Source organism: Roseococcus sp. YIM B11640, assembly GCF_049727625.1.
GTDB lineage: Bacteria > Pseudomonadota > Alphaproteobacteria > Acetobacterales > Acetobacteraceae > Roseococcus.
The window spans coordinates 850,624-869,747 of record NZ_JBBJOZ010000002.1; the positions used below are offsets into that span (position 1 = coordinate 850,624).

Genomic DNA, 19,124 nt, shown 5'->3' on the forward strand with positions numbered 1-19,124 from the left:
GGTGTGTCCTTGACACCTGCTCTCCTAGGGATGGGAGGACGAAAGTGAACGTACAAGTCTCGCGGCGCGGCCTGCTGAAGGTCGCCGGCGCGGGGGTTGCCACCACATCGATGGCGGCGATGGGCTTCAGCGAAGCGGAGGCGGCCGTTGCCGCGCATGTCCGTGGGTTCAAGCTCACCAACACCACCGAGACGCGCAACACCTGCACCTACTGTTCCGTCGCTTGCGGCATCATCATGTATTCGCGCGGAGACGTCCGTAAGGGCGAGCGCGCGGAGCTGTTGCATGTCGAGGGCGATGCGGACCACCCCACGAACCTCGGCACGCTCTGCCCCAAGGGTGCGGCGCTCAAGGATTTCGTGAAGGCGGAGACCCGCCTTCGCTATCCGATGATCCGCCGCCCCGGCTCCAACCGCTTCGAGCGGGTGAGCTGGGATGAGGCGCTGGACCGGATCGCGCGACTGATGAAGGAAGATCGCGACGCGAACTTCATCGCCCGCAACCAGGCCGGCACGCCCGTCAACCGGTGGACCACCACCGGCATGCTCGCGGCATCGGCCACCACCAACGAGACGGCCTGGACGACCTTCAAGGTCGCCAAGACGCTCGGCATAGTCGGATTCGATAACCAGGCGCGCGTCTGACACGGCCCCACGGTGTCCAGTTTGGGCCCGACATTTGGCCGTGGAGCGATGACCAACTCCTGGACCGATATCAAGAATACCGACCTCGTCGTCGTCATGGGCGGCAACGCGGCGGAAGCGCATCCCTGTGGCTTCAAGTGGGTCACGGAGGCAAAGGCGCACCGCGGCGCGAAGCTCATCGTGGTGGACCCGCGCTTCACGCGCACGGCCTCGGTCGCGGATTTCTACGCGCCGATCCGGCAGGGCTCGGACATCGCCTTCCTGCTGGGCGTGATCAACTACTGCATCCAGAACGACCGGATTCAGTGGGAATACACGAAGGCCTTCACCAATGCCTCCTTCATCGTGAAGGAAGGCTTCGGCTACGCCGACGGCCTGTTCACCGGCTATGACGAGGAGAAGCGCGACTACGACCGCTCGACCTGGGACTACGAGTTCGGGGAGGATGGCTTCGCGCGCGTGGACGAGACGCTGCAGCACCCGCGCTGCGTCTGGAACCTGCTGAAGCAGCACGTCTCGATCTACACGCCCGAGATGGTTGAGCGCATCTGCGGCACGCCGAAGGACAAGTTCCTGCGCGTCGCCCAGATGATCTCCGAGTGCTCGTCGCCGACGAAGACCATGACGTCGATGTACGCGCTCGGCTGGACGCAGCATTCGCACGGTTCGCAGAACATCCGCACCATGGCGATGCTCCAGCTCATCCTGGGCAATATCGGCGTGCGCGGCGGCGGGATGAACGCGCTTCGCGGGCACTCCAACATCCAGGGCCTCACCGATATCGGCCTGATGTCGCACCTGCTCACCGGCTATCTGAACATGCCGACCGAGCAGGAGCGGGACTACGCGACGTATATGCAGTCGCGCCAGTTCAAGCCGATGCGGCCGGGCCAGACGAGCTACTGGCAGAACTACTCGAAGTTCTTCGTGAGCTTCGCGAAGGCGATGTGGGGCGATGCCGCCACGCGCGAGAACAACTGGTGCTACGACTACATCCCGAAGCTCGACGTGCCGTCCTACGACATCCTGCGCATGTTCGAGCTGATGAACCAGGGCCGGATCAACGGCTACATCTGCCAGGGCTTCAATCCGCTCATGGCCTTCCCTGACCGGGGCAAGTGCACGGCGGCGCTGTCCAAGCTGAAGTTCCTGATCACGATGGACCCGCTGGAGACGGAGACCGCGCGGTTCTGGGAGAACCATGGCGAGTTCAACGACGTGAACCCCGCCAATATCCAGACCGAGGTGATCCAGCTTCCCACCGTCTGCTTCGCGGAGGATGAGGGCTCGCTCACCAATTCGGGGAGGTGGCTGCAATGGTTCTGGCCGGCGGCGACCCCGCCCGGCGAGGCCAAGAAGGACACCTGGATCATGGCGCAGATCTTCCTGCGCATGCGGGAGATGTACCGGCGCGACGGCGGTGCCTTCCCTGACCCGATCCTGAACCTCTCCTGGGACTACCACGACCCGAACGAGCCCGAGGCGGAGGAGCTGGCTAGGGAGATCAACGGGCGCGCGCTCGTGGACCTCACCGACCCGGCCGACCCATCGAAGGTGATCCTGCAGGCGGGCAAGCAGGTGGTGAACTTCTCGCAGTTGCGGGACGACGGCTCCACCATGTGCGGCGTCTGGATCTATTCGGGCTGCTTCAACGAGGCGGGCAACAACATGGCCCGCCGCAGCACCGAGGATCGCGACGGGACCGGCGCCTATCCCAACTGGACCTTCGCCTGGCCGCTCAACCGGCGCACGCTCTACAACCGTGCCTCGGCGGACTTGCAGGGCAAGCCTTGGGATCCCGCGCGCAAGCTGCTGGAGTGGAATGGGACGCAATGGACGGGCTACGACGTGCCCGACATCGCGCCTACCGCGCGTCCTGATCAGGTCATGCCCTTCATCATGAACCAGGAAGGCTCGGCCCGGCTCTTCGCCCGCGGCATGATGCGCGACGGTCCCTTCCCCGCGCATATGGAGCCGTTCGAGACGCCGGTGCCCAACGTCCTCAACCCGAGGATGCGCGGCAATCCCGTCGCGCGCATCTTCCAGAGCGACGTCGCACGCTTCGGCAATTCGGACGAGTTCCCCTACGCGGCCACGACCTACCGCCTGACGGAGCACTTCCACTACTGGACGAAGCACAACCGGGTGAATGCCGCGCTGCAGCCCGAGTTCTTCGTGGAGATCTCGCATGAGCTCGCGGCCATGCGGAACATCACCAATGGTGGATGGGTTCGCGTCTGGTCGAAACGCGGCTCGGTGAAGGCGAAGGCCGTCGTTACCCGCCGCATCCGTCCCCTCAACTGCGATGGCGGGCGCGTGGTCCATGTGGTGGGCATTCCCATCCACTGGGGCTTCATGGGTGCGGCGAAGAAGGGCCATAGCGCGAACACGCTCTCGCCCTTCGTCGGCGACGCCAATATCGAGACGCCGGGCTTCAAGGCATTCCTGGTGAATATCGAGCCCACGACGCCGCCGGGAGTTGTGTCATGAGTGGTGGCCTCACCAGCAACATGGCCGCGCCTCCGCGCACGGCCGTGAGCAACCCGCCGACCCAGGCGCTCGCCGCGAATTTCGGCGAGCAGGATCTGATGCGGCGTTCCGCCACCTCCAGCCTGCCCGCGCCCGCGCGGCAGCTGGAGCCGGTGGCGAAGCTCATCGACGTGTCGAAGTGCATCGGCTGCAAGGCCTGCCAATCGGCCTGCATCGAGTGGAACGACACGAACCCGCCCGTCGGCGAGAATGTGGGCTCCTACGAGAACCCCCATGACCTTACCGAGGACATGTTCACCCTCATGCGGTTCACGGAATGGGTGAATCCGGAGACCGACAACCTCGAATGGCTCATCCGCAAGGATGGCTGCATGCATTGCTTCGACCCGGGCTGCCTGAAGGCCTGCCCGGCGCCGGGCGCGATCGTGCAGTACACGAACGGCATCGTGGACTTCATCCACGAGAACTGCATCGGCTGCGGCTATTGCGTGAAGGGTTGCCCGTTTAACATCCCGCGCATCTCCCGCGCCGATCACCGCGCCTACAAGTGCACCCTCTGCTCGGACCGCGTGGCGGTGGGCCAGGGCCCGGCCTGCGCCAAGGCCTGCCCGACCCAGGCCATCGTCTTCGGCACGAAGGAGGACATGAAGCGCCACGCGGCGGAGCGCATCACGGACCTCAAGTCCCGCGGCTTCGCCAATGCGGGCCTCTACGACCCGCCGGGCGTGGGCGGCACGCATGTGATGTACGTGCTGCATCATGCGGACCGGCCAAGCCTCTACTCCAACCTGCCCGACAATCCCCGCATCTCGCCCCTCGTCGAGACGTGGAAGGGCATGACGAAGTATGTGGGCCTGGCTGTCATGGGCATGGCCGCCGTGGGCAGCGTGATGCATGGCCTGTTCGGCCGCGCGAACCGCGTGAGCCGCGAGGATGAGGAGAACGCGGAGAAGCTGGTCGAAAATCCAGCCGCCGCCCCGCCGCCCTCTCCCGAGGAGCGGGCATGAGCGAGCAGATCCAGGGCAATGCCCAGCCGGGCGATGCGGTCCATCCGGGCCATCCGGTCACGGTCAACCGCTACGGCCCCTGGCAGCGGCTCAACCACTGGATCACGGCGACGAGCCTGATCCTGCTGCTGCTCTCGGGCCTCGCGCTGTTCACGCCGGAACTGTTCTTCCTGACCGGCCTCTTTGGCGGCGGCCAGGCGACGCGCTCGATCCATCCCTGGATCGGCGTGGTGCTGTTCTTCAGCTTCTTCATCTTCTTCTTCCAGCTCTGGAAGGCCAACCTGCCGGAGCGGACGGACTGGATCTGGGTCAAGAAGATCAAGGACGTGGTCGGCGGCCACGAGGAACGGCTTCCCGAACTCGGCAAGTACAATGCCGGCCAGAAGTTCATCTTCTGGGGCATGACGGGCCTGATCCTGGTGCTGATCGCCAGCGGCATCATCATCTGGGAGCAGTATTTCTCCACCCTGACGACAATCCCGGTCCGCCGCATCGCGGTGCTGGTGCATTCGATCGCGGCGGTCCTGATCATCTGCATCTTCATCCTGCACGTCTACGCGGCGATCTGGACGCGCGGGACGCTGCGGGCCATGACGCGCGGTACCGTGACGGGCGGCTGGGCGTGGCGCCATCATCGCAAATGGCTGCGCCAGCTCGCCGACCGTCGTAAGATGGGCCCGGCCGAGTAGGCCGGGTCTTCCACACTCAGGCTCGTGGCCGGTCCGGCCCGGCGAGGCAATATGTCCGACCGACCCGATATCCAACCCGACCCGTCCATGATCGGGCGGTTGATCCGCGCCCCCCTCGTCTATCTGCCCGACCCGCCGGAGATGTTCCGGCAGAGGGCGGACCGGTTCGAGGTGCTGGCCGCGGCCAGCGACATGGCGCCCTATCTGCGCTTCCTCGCCGAGATCAGCCGGACGCAGGCCGCGCTGGCGCGAAGCCTGCCGCCCACGCCCCCAATCCCGCCCGAGCAGGTCGAGCGGGCCCGGGCGGGCGAGATGCCGCCACTGGACCGCGCCGCGCTGCCCAAATCCGGCGCGCTGCACGAGACGGTGACCGCCTTCCTCTCGGCCCTCGAGCCCGTGCCGCTGCCCGGCCCGGCCGCCGGGGCCATGGACCTTCTCCGTCTCGCGCCGCGCGGCGACCTCGAGAGCATGCTCGGCAATGTCGTCTCCGACGCCATTCCCTTCGACGCGCTGCCGCCGCACCTCCTTCTATCCGCCGCCACGCAGGTTCACGCGGCGCGGCTGGCCTCGCAGCTCGAAGCCGGCGCGCTGGTGCGCCTGCAGACGGGCGTCTGCCCCGTCTGCGGCGGCCCGCCCGTCTCCTCCCTGGTGACGGGGCGCCAGGGGGCCGAGGGCTCGCGCTATGCCGCCTGCGCCTTCTGCGGCACGCTGTGGAACGAGGTCCGCATCACCTGCCTGGCCTGCGGGACCACCAAGGGCGTCGGCTACAAGCACGCCGGCGAGGACGACAACGCGACGGTGAAGGCCGAGACCTGCGACACCTGCCGCAGCTGGATCAAGATCCTCTACCAGGACCGCAACCCGGCGCTTGAACCCGTCGCGGACGACGTCGCGAGCCTCGGGCTCGACCTGATGATGCAGGAGACGGACTACCGGCGCGCCGGCTTCGATCCCTTCCTGATCGGGTACTGAGCGTCATGGCCGATCTGCGTGGCCTCCCAGCCGTGGACCGGGTGCTGGCGCATGCGGCCGCGCTGGTGGAGCGGCACGGCCGCGTTGCCACGACCGACGCCATCCGCGCCGAGCTCGCGGAAGTTCGCGCGGCCGCGCCGGCGACGCTGCCAACGGCCGAGGATGTGGCGGCCCGCGCCGCCGCACGGCTGGAGACCTCGGCTCTCTCCAACTTGAGACCGCTGTTCAACCTCACCGGCACGGTGCTGCACACCAATCTGGGCCGCGCTGTCCTCGCCGAAGCCGCGATCGAGGCCGCCACCGCTGCGATGCGCGAGGCCGTGGCGCTGGAATTCGATCTCGAGACCGGCAAGCGCGGCGAGCGCGACGATCATCTGCGCGCCCTTCTCCGCGAGCTCACCGGCGCGGAGGATGCGACCCTCGTCAACAACAACGCGGCCGCTGTGCTCATCGCGCTCAACACGCTAGGCGCGGGGCGGGAGGCGGTGGTTTCGCGCGGGGAGCTGATCGAGATCGGCGGCGCCTTCCGCATGCCCGACATCATGGCCCGCGCTGGCGTCACGCTGGTCGAGGTCGGCACCACCAACCGGACGCACCCGAAGGACTACAAGGCCGCTCTGGGCTCGGAGACAGGGCTGGTGCTGAAGGTCCACACCTCGAACTACCGAATCCAGGGCTTCACCAAGGAGGTCGGCGGCGCGGAACTCGCGGGCATCGCGCATGCGGCGGGCGTGCCGCTGCTCAACGACCTCGGTTCCGGCACGCTGGTGGACCTCGCCGCCTATGGCCTGGCACGGGAGCCCACGGTACGCGAGGCAGTGGCCGAGGGTGCGGACCTCGTCACCTTCTCGGGCGACAAGCTCCTGGGCGGACCGCAGGCAGGCTTCATCGTCGGGCGGCGGGACCTCATCGCCGCCATCAACCGCAACCCGATGAAGCGGGCGCTGCGCGTGGACAAGCTGCGCCTCGCGGCGCTGGAGGCCACGCTGCGGCTGTACCGCGATCCGGACCGCCTGGCCGCGCGCTTGCCCACCATCGGCCTCCTGGCGCGCCCGGCGGCGGAGATAGAGGCCATGGCGCACCGTCTGGTGCCCGCCATCGCGCCGCTGCTGCCGGAGGGCGTCACCGCTGAGGTCGTCCCTTGCCTCAGCCAGATCGGTTCCGGCGCCCTGCCGCTCGACACCCTGCCGAGCTTCGCGCTGCGCCTCGCGACACCGCGCGGGCGGGATCTCGAAGCGCTGGTGTCACGGTTGCGGGCCCTGCCCCGCCCCGTCATCGGCCGGGTTCAGGACGGCGCCCTGATGCTCGACCTGCGCTGCCTCACCGACGAAACCGGCTTCCTCGCCAATCTGGCCGGGCCTGATGGGCTGGCTTGACCGCTTCCGCCGCGCGGCACCCGCGCCGGACCCGATGGAAGACGCCATGGCAGCCTTCAAGGCCGGGGACCACGCGACGGCCCTGGCCTTGTGGGAGCCCCTGGCCCGTGCCGGCGATGCCCGCGCGCAGTCCAATATCGGCAGCTGCTTCGCCGAGGGCCTGGGCGTCACCGCCGACGGCGCGCTGGCACTGCGCTGGCTCTCCCTGGCAGCCGGAGCGGGCTATGCGCCCGGCCAGCGCAATCTCGCGAGCCTGTATCTGCGCGGCGGCAAGGGGCTTGAGCCCGATCCCTCCCGCGCCGCGGAGCTCTACCGTGCCGCCGCGGAGCAAGGCGACGCGCTGGCGCAGGACATGTTCAGCTGGATGCTGCTGGAAGGCGACGTCATCGCCGCCGACCCCGCCGAGGCCCGGCGCTGGGCGCTGGCGGCGGCGGAGGCGGGCATCGCTTCCTCCATGACGCGTCTCGGCATGCTGCACCATCACGCGATGGGCGTGCCGCGCGATCCAGCCGAGGCGGCCCGCTGGTGGCGGCAGGGCGCCGAGGCGGGCGATGCGGATGGCCAGGCCATGCTGGGCGCGGCGCTGCACATGGGCCAGGGCGTCGCCGCCGAGCCTGTGGAAGCCCTCGTCTGGCTCCTGCGCGCGCAGCGCGGCGGCAGCAAGCTCGCGCGCCCCTTCCTGGGCGCCACGCGCGGCGCGCTGGACGCCGCGGGCATCGCCGAGGCCGAGCGGCGCGCGGCGGGACCGCTGCCATGATCGTCGGCACCGCCGGTCATATCGACCACGGCAAGACCGCGCTGGTGCGCGCGCTGACCGGCATCGACACCGACCGCCTCAAGGAGGAGAAGGCGCGCGGTATCACCATCGAGCTCGGCTTCGCCTACCTGCCGCTGTCCGGCGAGCGGGTGACCGGCTTCGTGGACGTGCCGGGACACGAGCGCTTCGTCCACACCATGCTGGCGGGCGCGAGCGGCATCGACTTCGCGCTGCTCGTGGTCGCGGCGGATGACGGGGTGATGCCCCAGACGCGCGAGCATCTGGCGATCCTGGATCTGCTCGGTATCGCGCGCGGGCTCGTGGCCATCACCAAATCCGACCTCGCCGGCGAGGCCCGGCTGGAGGCGCTCGCCAGCGATATCCGTGAATTGCTGGCAGGCACCTCGCTGGAAGGCGCGCCCATCCTGCCCGTCTCGGCGCAGACCGGCGCCGGCATCGAGGCGCTGAAATCCGCGCTGGCCGAGGCCGAGGCCGCCACGCGCGAAGCCGGCGACGGCGGCGCCTTCCGCCTCGCCGTGGACCGCTGCTTCACATTGCAGGGCGCGGGCACGGTGGTGACGGGCACCGTGCTGTCCGGCGCGGCTTCGGTGGGCGATCAGGTGATGGTCAGCCCCTCTGGCCTGCCGGCACGCATCCGCTCCATCCATGCCCAGAACCGCCCGTCGGAACGGGCGCTCGCGGGCCAGCGCTGCGCGCTCAACCTCGTGGGTCGCGAGATCGGCAAGGACAGCGTGGGGCGCGGGGACCTGGTGCTCGCCCCGGCCCTGCACGCGCCGGCCGAGCGCATCGATGCCGAGCTCCGGGTGCTGCACAGCGAGGCCGCGCCGCTCGGAACGTGGTTCCCCGCCCGGCTGCACCATGCGAGCACGGAAGTGGGCGCGCGGATCGTCCCGCTCGGCGAGCCTATCAAGCCGGGCGAGTTGGGCTTCGCGCAGCTCGTGCTCGACAAGGCCATCGCCGCCGCGGCGGGCGGCCGCTTCATCCTGCGCGACGTCTCGGCGCAGCGGACCATCGGCGGCGGCCGCTTCCTCGACCTGCGCGCGCCCGCCCGCAAGCGCCGGACGACCGAACGGCTGGCGCAGCTGGGCGCGCTGTCGAATCGCGACCCCGCGCGCGCCTTCGCGGATCTGCTGGACATGCCCCCGCGGCAGGTCGAGCTGGATGCCTTCGCCCGCGACCACGCCCTCGGTGCCGCCGAGGCCGACGCGCTGGCGGTGCACGCCGTGCTGCTGGAGGCCGAAGGCCGCCGCCTCGCGCTCTCGCCCGCCGGCTGGGATGCCTTCCGGGAGAGCCTGCGCGCCAACCTCGCCCAGCATCACGAGGAGAATCCCGACCAGCAGGGCATCGGCCGCGAGCGCCTGCGACTGCTGGCCCAGCCGCGCCTGCCCGCCCCCTTCTTCAAGGCAGCGCTGGAGCGCGAGGCGCGCGCCGGCAACATCGTGCTCGAAGGCGCTTTCCTGCGCCTGCCTGGCCACGAGGTGCGCCTCGATCCCGAGGACGAGGCCCTCTACGCGCAGGTCCTACCCAAGCTCGGCGGCGAACTGCGCTTCCGCCCTCCCCGCACCCGCGACCTCGCGAATGAACTGGGCGTCGAGGAGGCCCGGATGCGCCGTATGCTCAAGGCCTGCGCGCGGCTCGGCCGCCTGGACCAGATCGCGCATGACCACTTCTTCCCACGCGAAACGACGGCCGAGATGGCCGCGATCGCCCGCGACGTCGCGTCCGCCAGCGAGGATGGCTGGTTCACCGCCGCCTTGTTCCGCGACCGCATGGATAATGGCCGCAAGGTCGCCATCCAGATCCTGGACTTTTTCGACCGTCACGGGCTGACATTGCGCAAGGGCGACTTGCGGCGCATCAATCCGCATCGCGTCGATCTGTTTGGAGGAGAGTCGTCCCCGGTGGGGCGTCCGGACTTCAAATCCGGGTGGGGCAGCGAGACTGTCCCGGGTGGGTTCGACTCCCATTCTCTTCCGCCAGAAGGTGAAGGCGCATGACGCCCCCCATCGAGACCGACTTCGACGAATGGCTCGCCGCCACGCATGGCGAGGCCGGCGATTTCACCATGCTCTTCGTGCTGCTGGGCATCACGGAGACGACGGTCGAGCCTCTGCGCGCCGCATGGCTGCACGTGGTGGGCGACGAGACGCGCTGGCCGGAAATGGCGCGCCTCTTCGCGGGCGCGGGGGTGGACTGGTCGGCGGTGGTCTTCTACCGCGCCGGCCGCGAAGGCCTCGTGCCGGATGCCGAGGCGCGCGCGCGGCTCAACGCCCTCACGAGAAAGCTCCACGAGGACCGCACCCTGATCCGCGAGGGCGAGTTCTTCAACGCGGAAGGCCTACGCCTGCGGCTGGATGACGAGCAGACCCATTAGCAGGCGGCCTCCGGCGGGGCGGGATTGGCGATGGGATCCAGCCCACGCGCCGTCGGCGCGTGCCACGTAGGCGACGTCTGCACGGCGCCCTGCGTGTTCGTCCCGGTGTGGGAACCGCCCATCCCGCCCGTCCACCCGGTAGTGGCCTGCCCCGGCGCCGTTCCATCGGCGCGCCCCGCCTGAGGCGGCGTGGCGGCCTCGGCACGGCCCGAAGGGTTGCAGCCCTGGGCTCTGGTCTGGCTCGAGCCGGTGGGCTCAGTCCCACTGCCCGTCTGCTGGGCGAAGGACGGCGTGGCCAGCGCCATCGCCGCGATCAGCGTGAGAGGAAGTCGCATGCGGCATCTCCTTTCCGGGAGAAACCACCCAGGCAGCCTCCAGGTTGCCCCTATGTCACGATCACGCATGGCTGGCCCGCCCGCGCCGAGCCGATCCGCTCGGCCAGCGGGTAGCCGGACGCGCGCATTTGGGCGACCAGCCCGGCAGCCGCATCCGGCGCGCAAGCGACCAGCAGGCCACCTGACGTCTGGGGGTCGGTCAGCAGGTGGCGCCGCCAAAGTGGGAAACTCTCGGGCACGTCCACACCCTCGGCATAGCTGTCCCAGTTCCGGTGGGAGGCGCCGGTGACGAAGCCGCGCTCCGCCAGTGCCGCGGCGTGGCGCAGAAGGGGCAGCGCATTCGCGTCGATCTCGAGCACGAGGCCCGAGCCCCGCGCCATCTCCAGCCCGTGGCCCAGCACGCCGAAGCCCGTGACGTCAGTGACGGCATGCACCGCCGGGTCCTCGGCCAGTTCCGCGCCGATTCGGTTCAGCAGCGTGGTGGAGCCGATCATCTCGGCATAGGCGCCGTCGGGCAGCGAGCCCTTCTTGATCGCGGCGGAGTAGATGCCGACCCCGAGCCCCTTGGTCAGGATGAGCGCATCGCCCGGCTTGGCCCCGGTGTTGCGCAGCACGCGATCGGGGTGGCCGAGGCCGATCACCGCAAGGCCGTAGACCGGCTCCGGACAATCGATGGAATGACCGCCCGCGACGGGAATGCCTGCCTCCGCGCAGATCGAGGCGCCTCCCTGCAGGATCTCGCGCACGATCTCGGGCGCCAGCTTGTTCACCGGCATGCCGAGGATAGCCAGCGCCATGATGGGCTTGCCGCCCATCGCGTAGATGTCCGAGATCGCGTTGGTGGCCGCGATACGCCCGAAGTCGCGCGGATCGTCCACCATCGGCATGAAGAAATCGGTCGTCGCCATGACGGCGAGCTCGTCATTCACCTTCCAGACCGCCGCATCATCGGCGGTCTCCGAGCCGACCAGGAGTTGCGCGAAGGGGGCAGCGGCGGGCTGGCCGGCCAACAGGCTCTGCAGCACGGCGGGGGCGAGCTTGCAGCCGCAGCCGCCGCCATGGGCGAGTTCGGTCAGGCGCGTCGAGACGGCGTCCATGTGGTCCTCCGGGGCTTTGGCCCATTCTACCCGGACGGAACCGGCGGACCAAACGCCTCAGGCGGCCGCGATCTCGCCGCGCTCGATCACATAGGTCTGGTCCACCAGGGGCCGCAGCAGCTCGGGGTTGCTCTCGGTGATGAGGATCGCGACATCGGGCAGGGCGTCGCGCAGGCGCCGCAGCGCCTCCGCGTAGCGCAGGGCCAGGGCGGGTGCGAGGCCCTGGAAGGGCTCGTCCAGCAGGATGGCGCGCGAGCCGATCATGAGCGCCCGGGCCAGCGCCACCATCTTGCCCTGTCCGCCCGAGAGCCCCGCTGCCTTGCGCGGTGCCAGGGCGCGCAGCTCGGGCAGCAGGGTAAAGACGGTCTCCATGCGCTGTTCCGTCTCGGCGGGGGTGAGCTTCAGCACCTGCGCCGGCAGCAGCATGTTGTCCTGCACGGTGAAGCTGCCGAAGAGCCGCCGGTCCTCCGGCGCATAGCCGATGCCGAGCCGCGCGCGGTGATGCGCGGGCACGGTGGAAGCATCCTCGCCCGAGAGCACCACCCTGCCGCCGCGCAGCGGCAGCAGCCCCATCAGCGCGCGCAGCGTCGTGGTCTTGCCCGCGCCGTTGCGGCCGATCAGCGCGACGCGCCCTCCGGGCGGCACATGCAGCGAGACGCCGCGCAGCACGGGCGCGCCCGCGATCTCGACCGACGCCCCCTCAAGCCGCAGCATGGCGCTCGATTCCGATCACGTCGCGCTGCACCTGCGGGTCCGCGAGCACTTGCGCCGGCGGTCCCAGGGCCGCGATCTTCCCTTGCGACCAGACGGCCACGCGGTCGCCGAAACGCTCGACGACGTCCATGTCGTGCTCCACGAAAACGGCGGTGACCTTCGCCTCGCGCAGGACGCGGGCCAGCGTCTCCACCACCTCCATCTTCTCGTTGGCGGCGACGCCGGATGTCGGCTCGTCCATCAGCAGCAGGCGGGGGCGCAGCGCCACCGCCATGGCGATATCCGTCAGCTTGCGCGCGCCCTCGTTCAGCGCGTCGGCGCGCTGATCCGCAATGGGACCCAGGCCGAAGCGTTCCAGCAGTTCACGCGCCTCCTCGCGCCAACGCGGACGCAGAAGGGGGGCAAGCGGCGACCATGGCCCTTCGCGCGCGGCGATGGCCAGCGCCGCGTTCTCCAGCACCGTGTGCTCGGTGAAAAGCTGCGGAAGCTGGAAGGAGCGTGCGATGCCGCGCGCGACGATCCGCCGCGGCGCCATCCCGGTGATGGCCTGCCCCTCATAGGTGATGGTGCCGGCCTGGGGACGCAGATAGCCGGTGGTCATGTTGATGAAGGTCGTCTTGCCCGCGCCGTTCGGGCCGATGATGGCCAGGAACTCGCCGCGCATCACGTCGAGGTCGATGCCGTCGGCCGCCTTCACGCCGCCGAAGGCCAGGCGCAGCCCCTGGGCGGAGAGGAGAACATCGCTCATGCGCGCTTCCCCCTCAGCCCTTCGACGATGCCCCAAAGCCCGCGCGAGAAGAACAGGATCACGCCCAGCAGAACGAGGCCCAGGATGGCCTGCCAGGCATCTGCGAAGCTCGCGGCCGCATAGACGCGCACCAGCTCGAAGGTGATGGCCCCGAGAAAGGGACCGAGGACCGCACCGGCCCCGCCGAGGATCGCGATGAAGACCAGCTCGCCCGAAACCGTCCAGTAACCCAGCAACGGCGTCACGTGCCGCGTCGTCAGCGCGATGATGCTGCCCGCGAGCCCGCCCATCAGCGCCGAAAGCACGTAGGCCGAAAGCAGCACGCCGCGCGCCGGGAGGCCCATGAACTCGAGCCGCGTCTCACGCGTCTTGATGGCGGAGAGTGCCTGCCCCATGGGCGAGGCGAGGTAGAGCCTCACGAAAAAGCCGATGACCAACGCGAGCACGAGCGTGGTCCCGAACAGCGCCCATTCGAACTGGTCGCGCTCCAGCGTCATGCCCAGGAACCGCGGCACTGCGACACGAATGCCGTCGGTACCCTTGGTGTAGTGGTAGAGCTTCTCCAGCAGCGAATAGAACACCATGCTGAGCGCCAGGTTCAGCATGCCGAAGAAGATCTCGCGGTAGCGCGAGACGAAGAGCCCGACCAGCAGCCCCAGCGCGCCGGAGGCCAGCATCGCTACCGGCATCAGGATCAGCGCCTCGGGCACCTGGGGGGCGAGGAAGGCGACGCTATAGGCGCCAAAAGCCAGGTAGAGCGCATGGCCGAAGCTCACCTGCCCCGCGCGCAGCAGCAGCAGGATGCCCAGCACCGCGATGCCCTTGGCCAGCGCCACGGTCAGCACGAAACGCAGCCAGGGCGCGGAGAAGGCCGCCAGCACCAGCAGGACGGCGCCGGCCAGCGCCAGTAGGGTTTCTGTCCGGCGGAGGTTCATACGCGCCGCGTCTCCACCACGCCGAAGAGGCCCTGCGGGCGCACCAGCAGCACCGCCACCATGATGAGATAGGGCGTCAGCACCTCCGCCTCCGGCAGGAAATAGACGGCGATGGAGCGAGCGAGGCCGATCATCAGCGCCGTCAGCGCCGCGCCCTCGATCTGCCCGAGCCCCGCGGTCGCCACCACGGCGAAGGAGAGCACGATCGTCGAGGCGCCGATGCCCGGCACCAGCGAGGCCGTGGGCGAGGACAGCGCTCCGCCCAGCGCGGCCAGCACCGCGCCGAAGGTGAAGGTCAGCAGGTAGATGCGCGAGGCATCGATGCCCATGGCCGTCGCGGCCTCGCGATCCGTCGTCACGGCCACGATCACGCGGCCCGTCAGGGTCCGGCGCAGGAACCAGGCCAGCCCGATCAGCGTCGCGAGCGCCACCCCGGGCAGGACGAAGAGCTGATAGGCGGTGAAGGGGATGAAGTCGCCCGCGAAGGGCACGTCGAAGGTGCCGAGGTATCGCAGCGCCGCGTCGTTCTGCACCGGCTGCACGCCCCAGATGAGCTTCTGCGCATCCTCCAGGATCATGAAGAGCGCGAAGGTGACGAGCAGCTGCAGCACCGGCTCCTGCGAATAGATCCGTCGCAGGAGCAGCCTTTCGATGAGCGGCCCCAGCGTGCAGCCGACCAGCGCGGCCGCCACCACCAGAGCGGGCAGGCTGAGCCAGGCCGGCATGCCGCGCGTGCCGAGGAAGAGGCCCAGGCTCGCCGCCGCATAGGCCCCGATGGCGTAGAGCGAGCCATGCGCCACGTTCAGCACCCGCAGCACCCCGAAGACGAGGTTCAGCCCCACCGCCACCATGAAGACGAGCGCCGCATAGGCGAGACCGTCCAGCAGCGCGAGGCCGAGGAGCAGACCGTTCTCCTCGAACCAGCCGAACACGTCAGAGCGCCTGTCCGGCCGTGTTCTCCAGCCCGGGGCGCAACGTCTTCAGCCAGTCCACGCTCTTCTGCCCGACCGGCGCGCTGACGTTGGCGGCGGGGTAGAGCATCATCTTCTCCGGCACCGCATAGGGCAGCGTGCCGAAGGAGGAGAGACCGACGATCTGGTCCTCCATGCCCTGCCCGTCCTCGCGGATGGTGATGCGCGACGTCGGCGTGTCGAAGGTCAGGCCCTGGAACGCCGCCGCCAATTCCTGGTCGTTCGGCCAGCCACCGCCCTTGGCCGCGATCGCCTTGGCATAGGCGGCCTGCAGCGCCGAGAAGGCCTGGTACATATGGTGGCACGGGTAGATGACGGGCTGGTTGAAGCGCGTCTGATAGGCGTTCACGAACCGGTCGAGCGCCGCCTTGTCGCGCGGGCGCGGGTGGTTGATCCAGTGGTCGCCGCGCGTGCCGATGATGTGGCCGGCCGGCATCGTGCGGCCGAGCGGCGGCAGCGAGGCCTCGGCTACCGGCAGAACCATCAGCGAGCGTTCGAGCAAGCGGCGCTCCGTCGCCTGGCGCACCAGCGTCACCAGCTCGCCGCCCCAGGAGGTGGAGAGGATGACGTCGGGGCGCAGCGCCAGCAGGCGCGTGATCTCGGTGGAGAAATCGGTGCTGTTGAAGCGGGGGAAAAGCTCGGCCACCACGCGGACGCCGGGCTTCATGGCGTCCATGCCGGCTTTCCACAGCTCCCAGGAATCGCGGCCCCAGGCGTAGTCCTGGTTAATCACCGCGATGCTGCGGAAGTCCGGCTTGTGCTTGAGCAGGTAGAGCAGCGGGGCCAGCACCTCGGAGGTGCCATAGCCCTGGGTGCGGAAGGCATAGGGGTGGCGCCCCTCCTCGAAGATGCGCTGCGTGCCGCAGTCCCAGAGCAGCGTCGTCTTGCGCATCTCGTCGGAGAGCGGCGTGCAGGCGAGGCAGGAGCCCGAGGAAATCGAGGCGAAGATCACGTGCGCGCCCTCGGCCTGCACGAGGCGGCGGAACTCGCCGACCAGGTGCTCGGTGCCGGGGTTCTCGTCGACGAAGGAGACGCGGACGGGCACGCCGCCGATGCCGCCCTCGGCATTGATCTGCTCGACCAGCATCTCGGCCGTCTGGCGGGCAGGCACGCCGAAGACGCTGGCGGGCCCGGAGAGGAAGGTGGTGATGCCGACCTTGAGCTCGGCAGGCTTGGCGGGCTGGGCCTCTGCCCCGCTGCCGGCCATGAGCAGGCTTCCGGAGGTGGCGGCGCCCGCGAGCACGGCCCGGCGGGACATGGACGAAATGCTCGTCATGACGGTCTTCTCCCTCACTGGCCGGATCATGTCTGCCTGGCCTGGGAGAGACGGTGCCCGAGCGCGCCAGGACGCGCAAGCGCCCTCAGCCGCGCGCGAGCACCTTCAGCAGATCCGCGCGCACGGTCTCGATATGGGTCGCGAGGCGCTTAGACGCGCGCTCGATATGGCCCTTCCGCGCCAGGGCGATGAGCTCGGCATGCTCGCGCTGGGCCCGCTCCATGGCGACGGGCGTGGAGAGCTGCAGGCGGGTGTAGCGATCGCTGGTCTGCAGCAGTGCCGCGACGATGGCCTGAGTGCGCGGCAGGGGCGCCGGCGCGTAGAGCCGCGCGTGGAAATCCGCGTTGATGAGGCCCCATTGCACCACGTCGCGCGCCGCGATGGCGGCGGCGAAGCTCTCGTGCAGCGCGTCGATCTCAGCGAAGTCGCCGGGCGTCAGCAGCGGGATGGCGCTGGCGAAGAGACGTGGCTCCAGCATCGTGCGCAGGTCGAAGACGTCGTTCAGATCGTCCCGCGAGATGGGCGAGACGATCGCCCCCTTATGCGGGACGATCCGCACGAAGCCCTCGGCCTCCAGCTGCAGCAGTGCCTCGCGCACCGGAATGCGGCTGACGCCATAGGCCTGGGCCAGCGCATCCTGCCGCAACTGCGTGCCAGCGGGGTGGCGGCCGAGCAGGATCTCCTCCCGTACGCGGTCGAGGACGGCGGAGGCCAGGGTTCGGTGCTTGAGGGGTGCTTCGGACATCGGAAGCGACCCTAGCAGATTCCCCGTTGACATGCATATTGTATAAAATCTACGAATGCATGGCAGCCATCCTCCCCAGGAGCCCCCGCCCCGGCATGTCCATCGCCCTCGCCCCGCCCAGCCGGCCCGCCATGCTGGCGGTCGCCGCGTCCGAGCGCCTGCTCAAGGCGGAGCGCGTGGCCGTCGCGGGATTCATGGGGCTGCTGACCGCGCTGATCCTGGTGAACGTCGTCACCCGCTACGGCGGCTTTCCGATCTACTGGATCGACGAGATGGCCGTTTACACGACCGTCTGGCTCACCTTCATCGGTGCCTCCGCCATGACGCGGCTGCGCCTCGACTTCGCGGTGACCTTGCTGACCGAGCATCTGAGCCCCGGCGGTGCCAAGGCGGCCCGCGCGCTCTCGACCCTCTGCGTGCTGGTGTTCGCGCTCGGCTTCCTCGCGATATGCTGGACCTGGCTCGATCCCATCGGCATCGCGCGGGCCGGCTTCGATGCGCGCGACTACGCGGCCGAGACCTTCAACTTCATCTACACCGAGCACACCCAGACGCTGAACTGGCCGAATTGGGTACTCTACCTGGTCCTGCCCATCTTCGCCGCGACGCTTTCCATCCATTGCGTCGCGAACCTGCTGGAGGATCTGGGCCTGGCGCCGCCGCCGCCCGCCCGCTCCGGCCTCTCCGAGAACGCGGAGACGGTGGCATGATCACCACTGGCGCTTCCGTGGCCATCCTGCTGCTGGGCGTGCCGATTGGCATGTGCCTCTGCATCGCGGCCATGATCTACATCGTCGCGACCGGCAACCACCTGCTCTTCGCCAGCTTCCCCATGCAGCTCTTCGGCGGCGTGGACAGCTACGGCCTCATCGCCATCCCGCTGTTCATCCTGATTGGCGAGATCATGAACGGCGGCGGCATCACCCAGCGCATCATCCAGCTCGCCATGGCCTTCATGGGGCGGCTGAAGGGCGGTCTCGCCTACGTCAATGTGATCGCGAACATGATCGTCTCCTCGATCCTGGGATCGGCGACGGCACAGGTCGCGATCATGGCGCAGCTCATGGTCCCGGAGATGGAGCGCAAGGGCTACGACAAGACCTTCGCCGCCGGCCTCACGGCCTATGCCGGCATGCTGGGGCCCATCATCCCGCCCTCGATCATGTTCGTCGTGTACAGCGTTCTCGCGCAGGTCGGCGTGTCCGACATGCTGGTGGCGGGCATCATCCCGGGCGTCCTGCTGACGGCGGCCTTCTGCGGCGTGATCGCGCTGATGGGCCATGTCTACAACTACCCCAAGGGCGAGAGCATGACGGGGCGCGAACGCCTGCGCGTCATCCTCGACGCGCTGCCTACGCTGCTCATCCCCATCGTCATCATCGGCTCCATCCTGGGCGGCCTCGCCAATCCCACGGAATCGGCGGCGGTGGGCGCGCTCGCGGCGGCGCTCGTCGGCCGCTACTGGACTCGGGAGATGAGCTGGTCGCAGCTGCCGCACATGCTGCTGCGCGCGGGAATCTACTCCGCCATCGTGCTCTTCCTCGTCGCCGCCGCGGCCGTCTTCTCCTGGGTGCTGGTCTATGGCCGCGTGCCGCAGGCGGCCGCCGCCTGGGTTCAGAGCGTCGCCACCGGTCCCATCAGCTTCATGCTGCTGGTGAATGTCATCCTGCTGGTCATCGGCACGGTGATCGACGGCGTGCCCGGGCTGATCATGACGGTGCCGATCCTGCTGCCCATCGCGACCGACGTCTTCCACATCGACCCGCGCCATTTCGGCGTGGTGGTGGTGGTGAACCTGGTGCTCGGCCTGCTCTCGCCGCCCGTCGGGCTCTGCCTCTTCGTCGCGGCGGCCGTCACAGGCGCCAAGCCGGGGAAGATGTTCCTCGTCACCCTGCCGTTCTTCTTCGCCTCCTGCGCGATCCTCATCGTGCTCTCGATCTTCCCGTGGCTGTCCACGGCCCTCATCAAATAGC

General features: G+C 69.0%; 17 protein-coding genes, 1 tRNA gene and 1 pseudogene. 11 read left to right on the forward strand and 8 right to left on the reverse strand.

Going from position 1 to position 19,124, the window contains the following annotated elements; genetic code table 11:
- The first annotated feature begins 44 nt into the window (after positions 1–44).
- The 9 genes and pseudogenes from fdnG to WJM96_RS11550 all read left to right on the forward strand — a co-directional run bounded on the left by fdnG (position 45) and on the right by WJM96_RS11550 (position 10,330).
- Positions 45–3,134: a formate dehydrogenase-N subunit alpha gene (gene fdnG, locus WJM96_RS11510; protein ID WP_424812629.1), complete on the forward strand. Its 3,090-nt coding sequence runs from the start codon at positions 45–47 to the stop codon at positions 3,132–3,134.
- Positions 3,131–4,141, forward strand: coding sequence for a formate dehydrogenase subunit beta (fdxH, locus tag WJM96_RS11515; protein ID WP_424812630.1), 1,011 nt, complete (start codon positions 3,131–3,133; stop codon positions 4,139–4,141). Before fdnG ends, fdxH begins: the two co-directional genes overlap by 4 nt.
- Complete coding sequence (locus tag WJM96_RS11520; protein ID WP_424812631.1) at positions 4,138–4,830, forward strand: formate dehydrogenase subunit gamma; 693 nt, start codon at positions 4,138–4,140, stop codon at positions 4,828–4,830. The genes fdxH and WJM96_RS11520 overlap by 4 nt, the downstream gene beginning before the upstream one ends.
- A 51-nt stretch (positions 4,831–4,881) precedes the next feature.
- Positions 4,882–5,802, forward strand: a complete 921-nt coding sequence (gene fdhE, locus WJM96_RS11525) for a formate dehydrogenase accessory protein FdhE (protein ID WP_424812632.1) — start codon at positions 4,882–4,884, stop codon at positions 5,800–5,802.
- Positions 5,803–5,807: 5 nt separating this feature from the next.
- Complete coding sequence (selA, locus tag WJM96_RS11530) at positions 5,808–7,178, forward strand: L-seryl-tRNA(Sec) selenium transferase (protein WP_424812633.1); 1,371 nt, start codon at positions 5,808–5,810, stop codon at positions 7,176–7,178.
- A complete protein-coding gene (locus WJM96_RS11535) occupies positions 7,165–7,935 on the forward strand; it encodes a tetratricopeptide repeat protein (RefSeq protein ID WP_424812634.1) in 771 nt (256 codons plus the stop codon). Before selA ends, WJM96_RS11535 begins: the two co-directional genes overlap by 14 nt.
- Positions 7,932–9,752, forward strand: a pseudogene (gene selB, locus WJM96_RS11540) (selenocysteine-specific translation elongation factor); the annotation flags it as partial. The gene WJM96_RS11535 and the pseudogene selB, both read left to right, overlap by 4 nt.
- An 87-nt stretch (positions 9,753–9,839) precedes the next feature.
- Positions 9,840–9,935 (forward strand) — tRNA-Sec (locus WJM96_RS11545).
- 14 nt (positions 9,936–9,949) lie between these two features.
- Positions 9,950–10,330 carry a hypothetical protein gene (locus WJM96_RS11550; protein WP_424812635.1) on the forward strand — a complete coding sequence of 127 codons (381 nt, stop codon included), beginning with the start codon at positions 9,950–9,952 and terminating at the stop codon, positions 10,328–10,330.
- Here the strand turns inward: WJM96_RS11550 and WJM96_RS11555 are convergent.
- The 8 genes from WJM96_RS11555 to WJM96_RS11590 form a co-directional block, all read right to left on the reverse strand.
- A complete protein-coding gene (locus tag WJM96_RS11555) occupies positions 10,327–10,665 on the reverse strand; it encodes a hypothetical protein (protein ID WP_424812636.1) in 339 nt (112 codons plus the stop codon). The two genes, WJM96_RS11550 and WJM96_RS11555, sit on opposite strands and share 4 nt — an antisense overlap.
- A gap of 50 nt (positions 10,666–10,715) precedes the next feature.
- A complete protein-coding gene (gene selD, locus WJM96_RS11560; RefSeq protein ID WP_424812637.1) occupies positions 10,716–11,762 on the reverse strand; it encodes a selenide, water dikinase SelD in 1,047 nt (348 codons plus the stop codon).
- Positions 11,763–11,819: 57 nt separating this feature from the next.
- Positions 11,820–12,476: an ABC transporter ATP-binding protein gene (locus WJM96_RS11565; protein ID WP_424812638.1), complete on the reverse strand. Its 657-nt coding sequence runs from the start codon at positions 12,474–12,476 to the stop codon at positions 11,820–11,822.
- Positions 12,463–13,224 (reverse strand): ABC transporter ATP-binding protein, encoded by a 762-nt coding sequence (locus tag WJM96_RS11570; RefSeq protein WP_424812639.1) that lies wholly within the window; start codon positions 13,222–13,224, stop codon positions 12,463–12,465. Before WJM96_RS11570 ends, WJM96_RS11565 begins: the two co-directional genes overlap by 14 nt.
- Positions 13,221–14,159 carry a branched-chain amino acid ABC transporter permease gene (locus WJM96_RS11575; protein ID WP_424812640.1) on the reverse strand — a complete coding sequence of 313 codons (939 nt, stop codon included), beginning with the start codon at positions 14,157–14,159 and terminating at the stop codon, positions 13,221–13,223. The genes WJM96_RS11570 and WJM96_RS11575 overlap by 4 nt, the downstream gene beginning before the upstream one ends.
- Positions 14,156–15,091 carry a branched-chain amino acid ABC transporter permease gene (locus tag WJM96_RS11580; protein WP_424812641.1) on the reverse strand — a complete coding sequence of 312 codons (936 nt, stop codon included), beginning with the start codon at positions 15,089–15,091 and terminating at the stop codon, positions 14,156–14,158. Before WJM96_RS11580 ends, WJM96_RS11575 begins: the two co-directional genes overlap by 4 nt.
- Position 15,092: 1 nt before the next feature.
- Complete coding sequence (locus WJM96_RS11585; protein WP_424812642.1) at positions 15,093–16,406, reverse strand: ABC transporter substrate-binding protein; 1,314 nt, start codon at positions 16,404–16,406, stop codon at positions 15,093–15,095.
- Between the two features lie 85 nt (positions 16,407–16,491).
- Positions 16,492–17,151: a GntR family transcriptional regulator gene (locus tag WJM96_RS11590; RefSeq protein WP_424812643.1), complete on the reverse strand. Its 660-nt coding sequence runs from the start codon at positions 17,149–17,151 to the stop codon at positions 16,492–16,494.
- 95 nt (positions 17,152–17,246) lie between these two features.
- Here WJM96_RS11590 and WJM96_RS11595 point away from each other — a divergent pair, with 95 nt between their 5' ends.
- Both WJM96_RS11595 and WJM96_RS11600 read left to right on the forward strand, forming a co-directional pair.
- Positions 17,247–17,861: a TRAP transporter small permease gene (locus WJM96_RS11595; protein WP_424812644.1), complete on the forward strand. Its 615-nt coding sequence runs from the start codon at positions 17,247–17,249 to the stop codon at positions 17,859–17,861.
- A complete protein-coding gene (locus WJM96_RS11600) occupies positions 17,858–19,123 on the forward strand; it encodes a TRAP transporter large permease (RefSeq protein ID WP_424812645.1) in 1,266 nt (421 codons plus the stop codon). The genes WJM96_RS11595 and WJM96_RS11600 overlap by 4 nt, the downstream gene beginning before the upstream one ends.
- Position 19,124 lies beyond the last annotated feature (1 nt).

Excerpts from the sequence above, each read along its gene's own strand:
- selA (WP_424812633.1), top strand. The coding sequence starts at position 5,808 with ATGGCCGATCTGCGTGGCCTCCCAGCCGTGGACCGGGTGCTGGCGCAT.
- WJM96_RS11600 (WP_424812645.1), top strand. The coding sequence starts at position 17,858 with ATGATCACCACTGGCGCTTCCGTGGCCATCCTGCTGCTGGGCGTGCCG.
- WJM96_RS11575 (WP_424812640.1), bottom strand. The coding sequence starts at position 14,159 with ATGAACCTCCGCCGGACAGAAACCCTACTGGCGCTGGCCGGCGCCGTC.
- WJM96_RS11550 (WP_424812635.1), top strand. The coding sequence starts at position 9,950 with ATGACGCCCCCCATCGAGACCGACTTCGACGAATGGCTCGCCGCCACG.
- WJM96_RS11565 (WP_424812638.1), bottom strand. The coding sequence starts at position 12,476 with ATGCTGCGGCTTGAGGGGGCGTCGGTCGAGATCGCGGGCGCGCCCGTG.
- WJM96_RS11570 (WP_424812639.1), bottom strand. The coding sequence starts at position 13,224 with ATGAGCGATGTTCTCCTCTCCGCCCAGGGGCTGCGCCTGGCCTTCGGC.
- selD (WP_424812637.1), bottom strand. The coding sequence starts at position 11,762 with ATGGACGCCGTCTCGACGCGCCTGACCGAACTCGCCCATGGCGGCGGC.
- WJM96_RS11590 (WP_424812643.1), bottom strand. The coding sequence starts at position 17,151 with ATGTCCGAAGCACCCCTCAAGCACCGAACCCTGGCCTCCGCCGTCCTC.
- WJM96_RS11520 (WP_424812631.1), top strand. The coding sequence starts at position 4,138 with ATGAGCGAGCAGATCCAGGGCAATGCCCAGCCGGGCGATGCGGTCCAT.
- WJM96_RS11595 (WP_424812644.1), top strand. The coding sequence starts at position 17,247 with ATGTCCATCGCCCTCGCCCCGCCCAGCCGGCCCGCCATGCTGGCGGTC.
- fdxH (WP_424812630.1), top strand. The coding sequence starts at position 3,131 with ATGAGTGGTGGCCTCACCAGCAACATGGCCGCGCCTCCGCGCACGGCC.
- WJM96_RS11535 (WP_424812634.1), top strand. The coding sequence starts at position 7,165 with ATGGGCTGGCTTGACCGCTTCCGCCGCGCGGCACCCGCGCCGGACCCG.
- fdhE (WP_424812632.1), top strand. The coding sequence starts at position 4,882 with ATGTCCGACCGACCCGATATCCAACCCGACCCGTCCATGATCGGGCGG.
- WJM96_RS11585 (WP_424812642.1), bottom strand. The coding sequence starts at position 16,406 with ATGACGAGCATTTCGTCCATGTCCCGCCGGGCCGTGCTCGCGGGCGCC.
- WJM96_RS11555 (WP_424812636.1), bottom strand. The coding sequence starts at position 10,665 with ATGCGACTTCCTCTCACGCTGATCGCGGCGATGGCGCTGGCCACGCCG.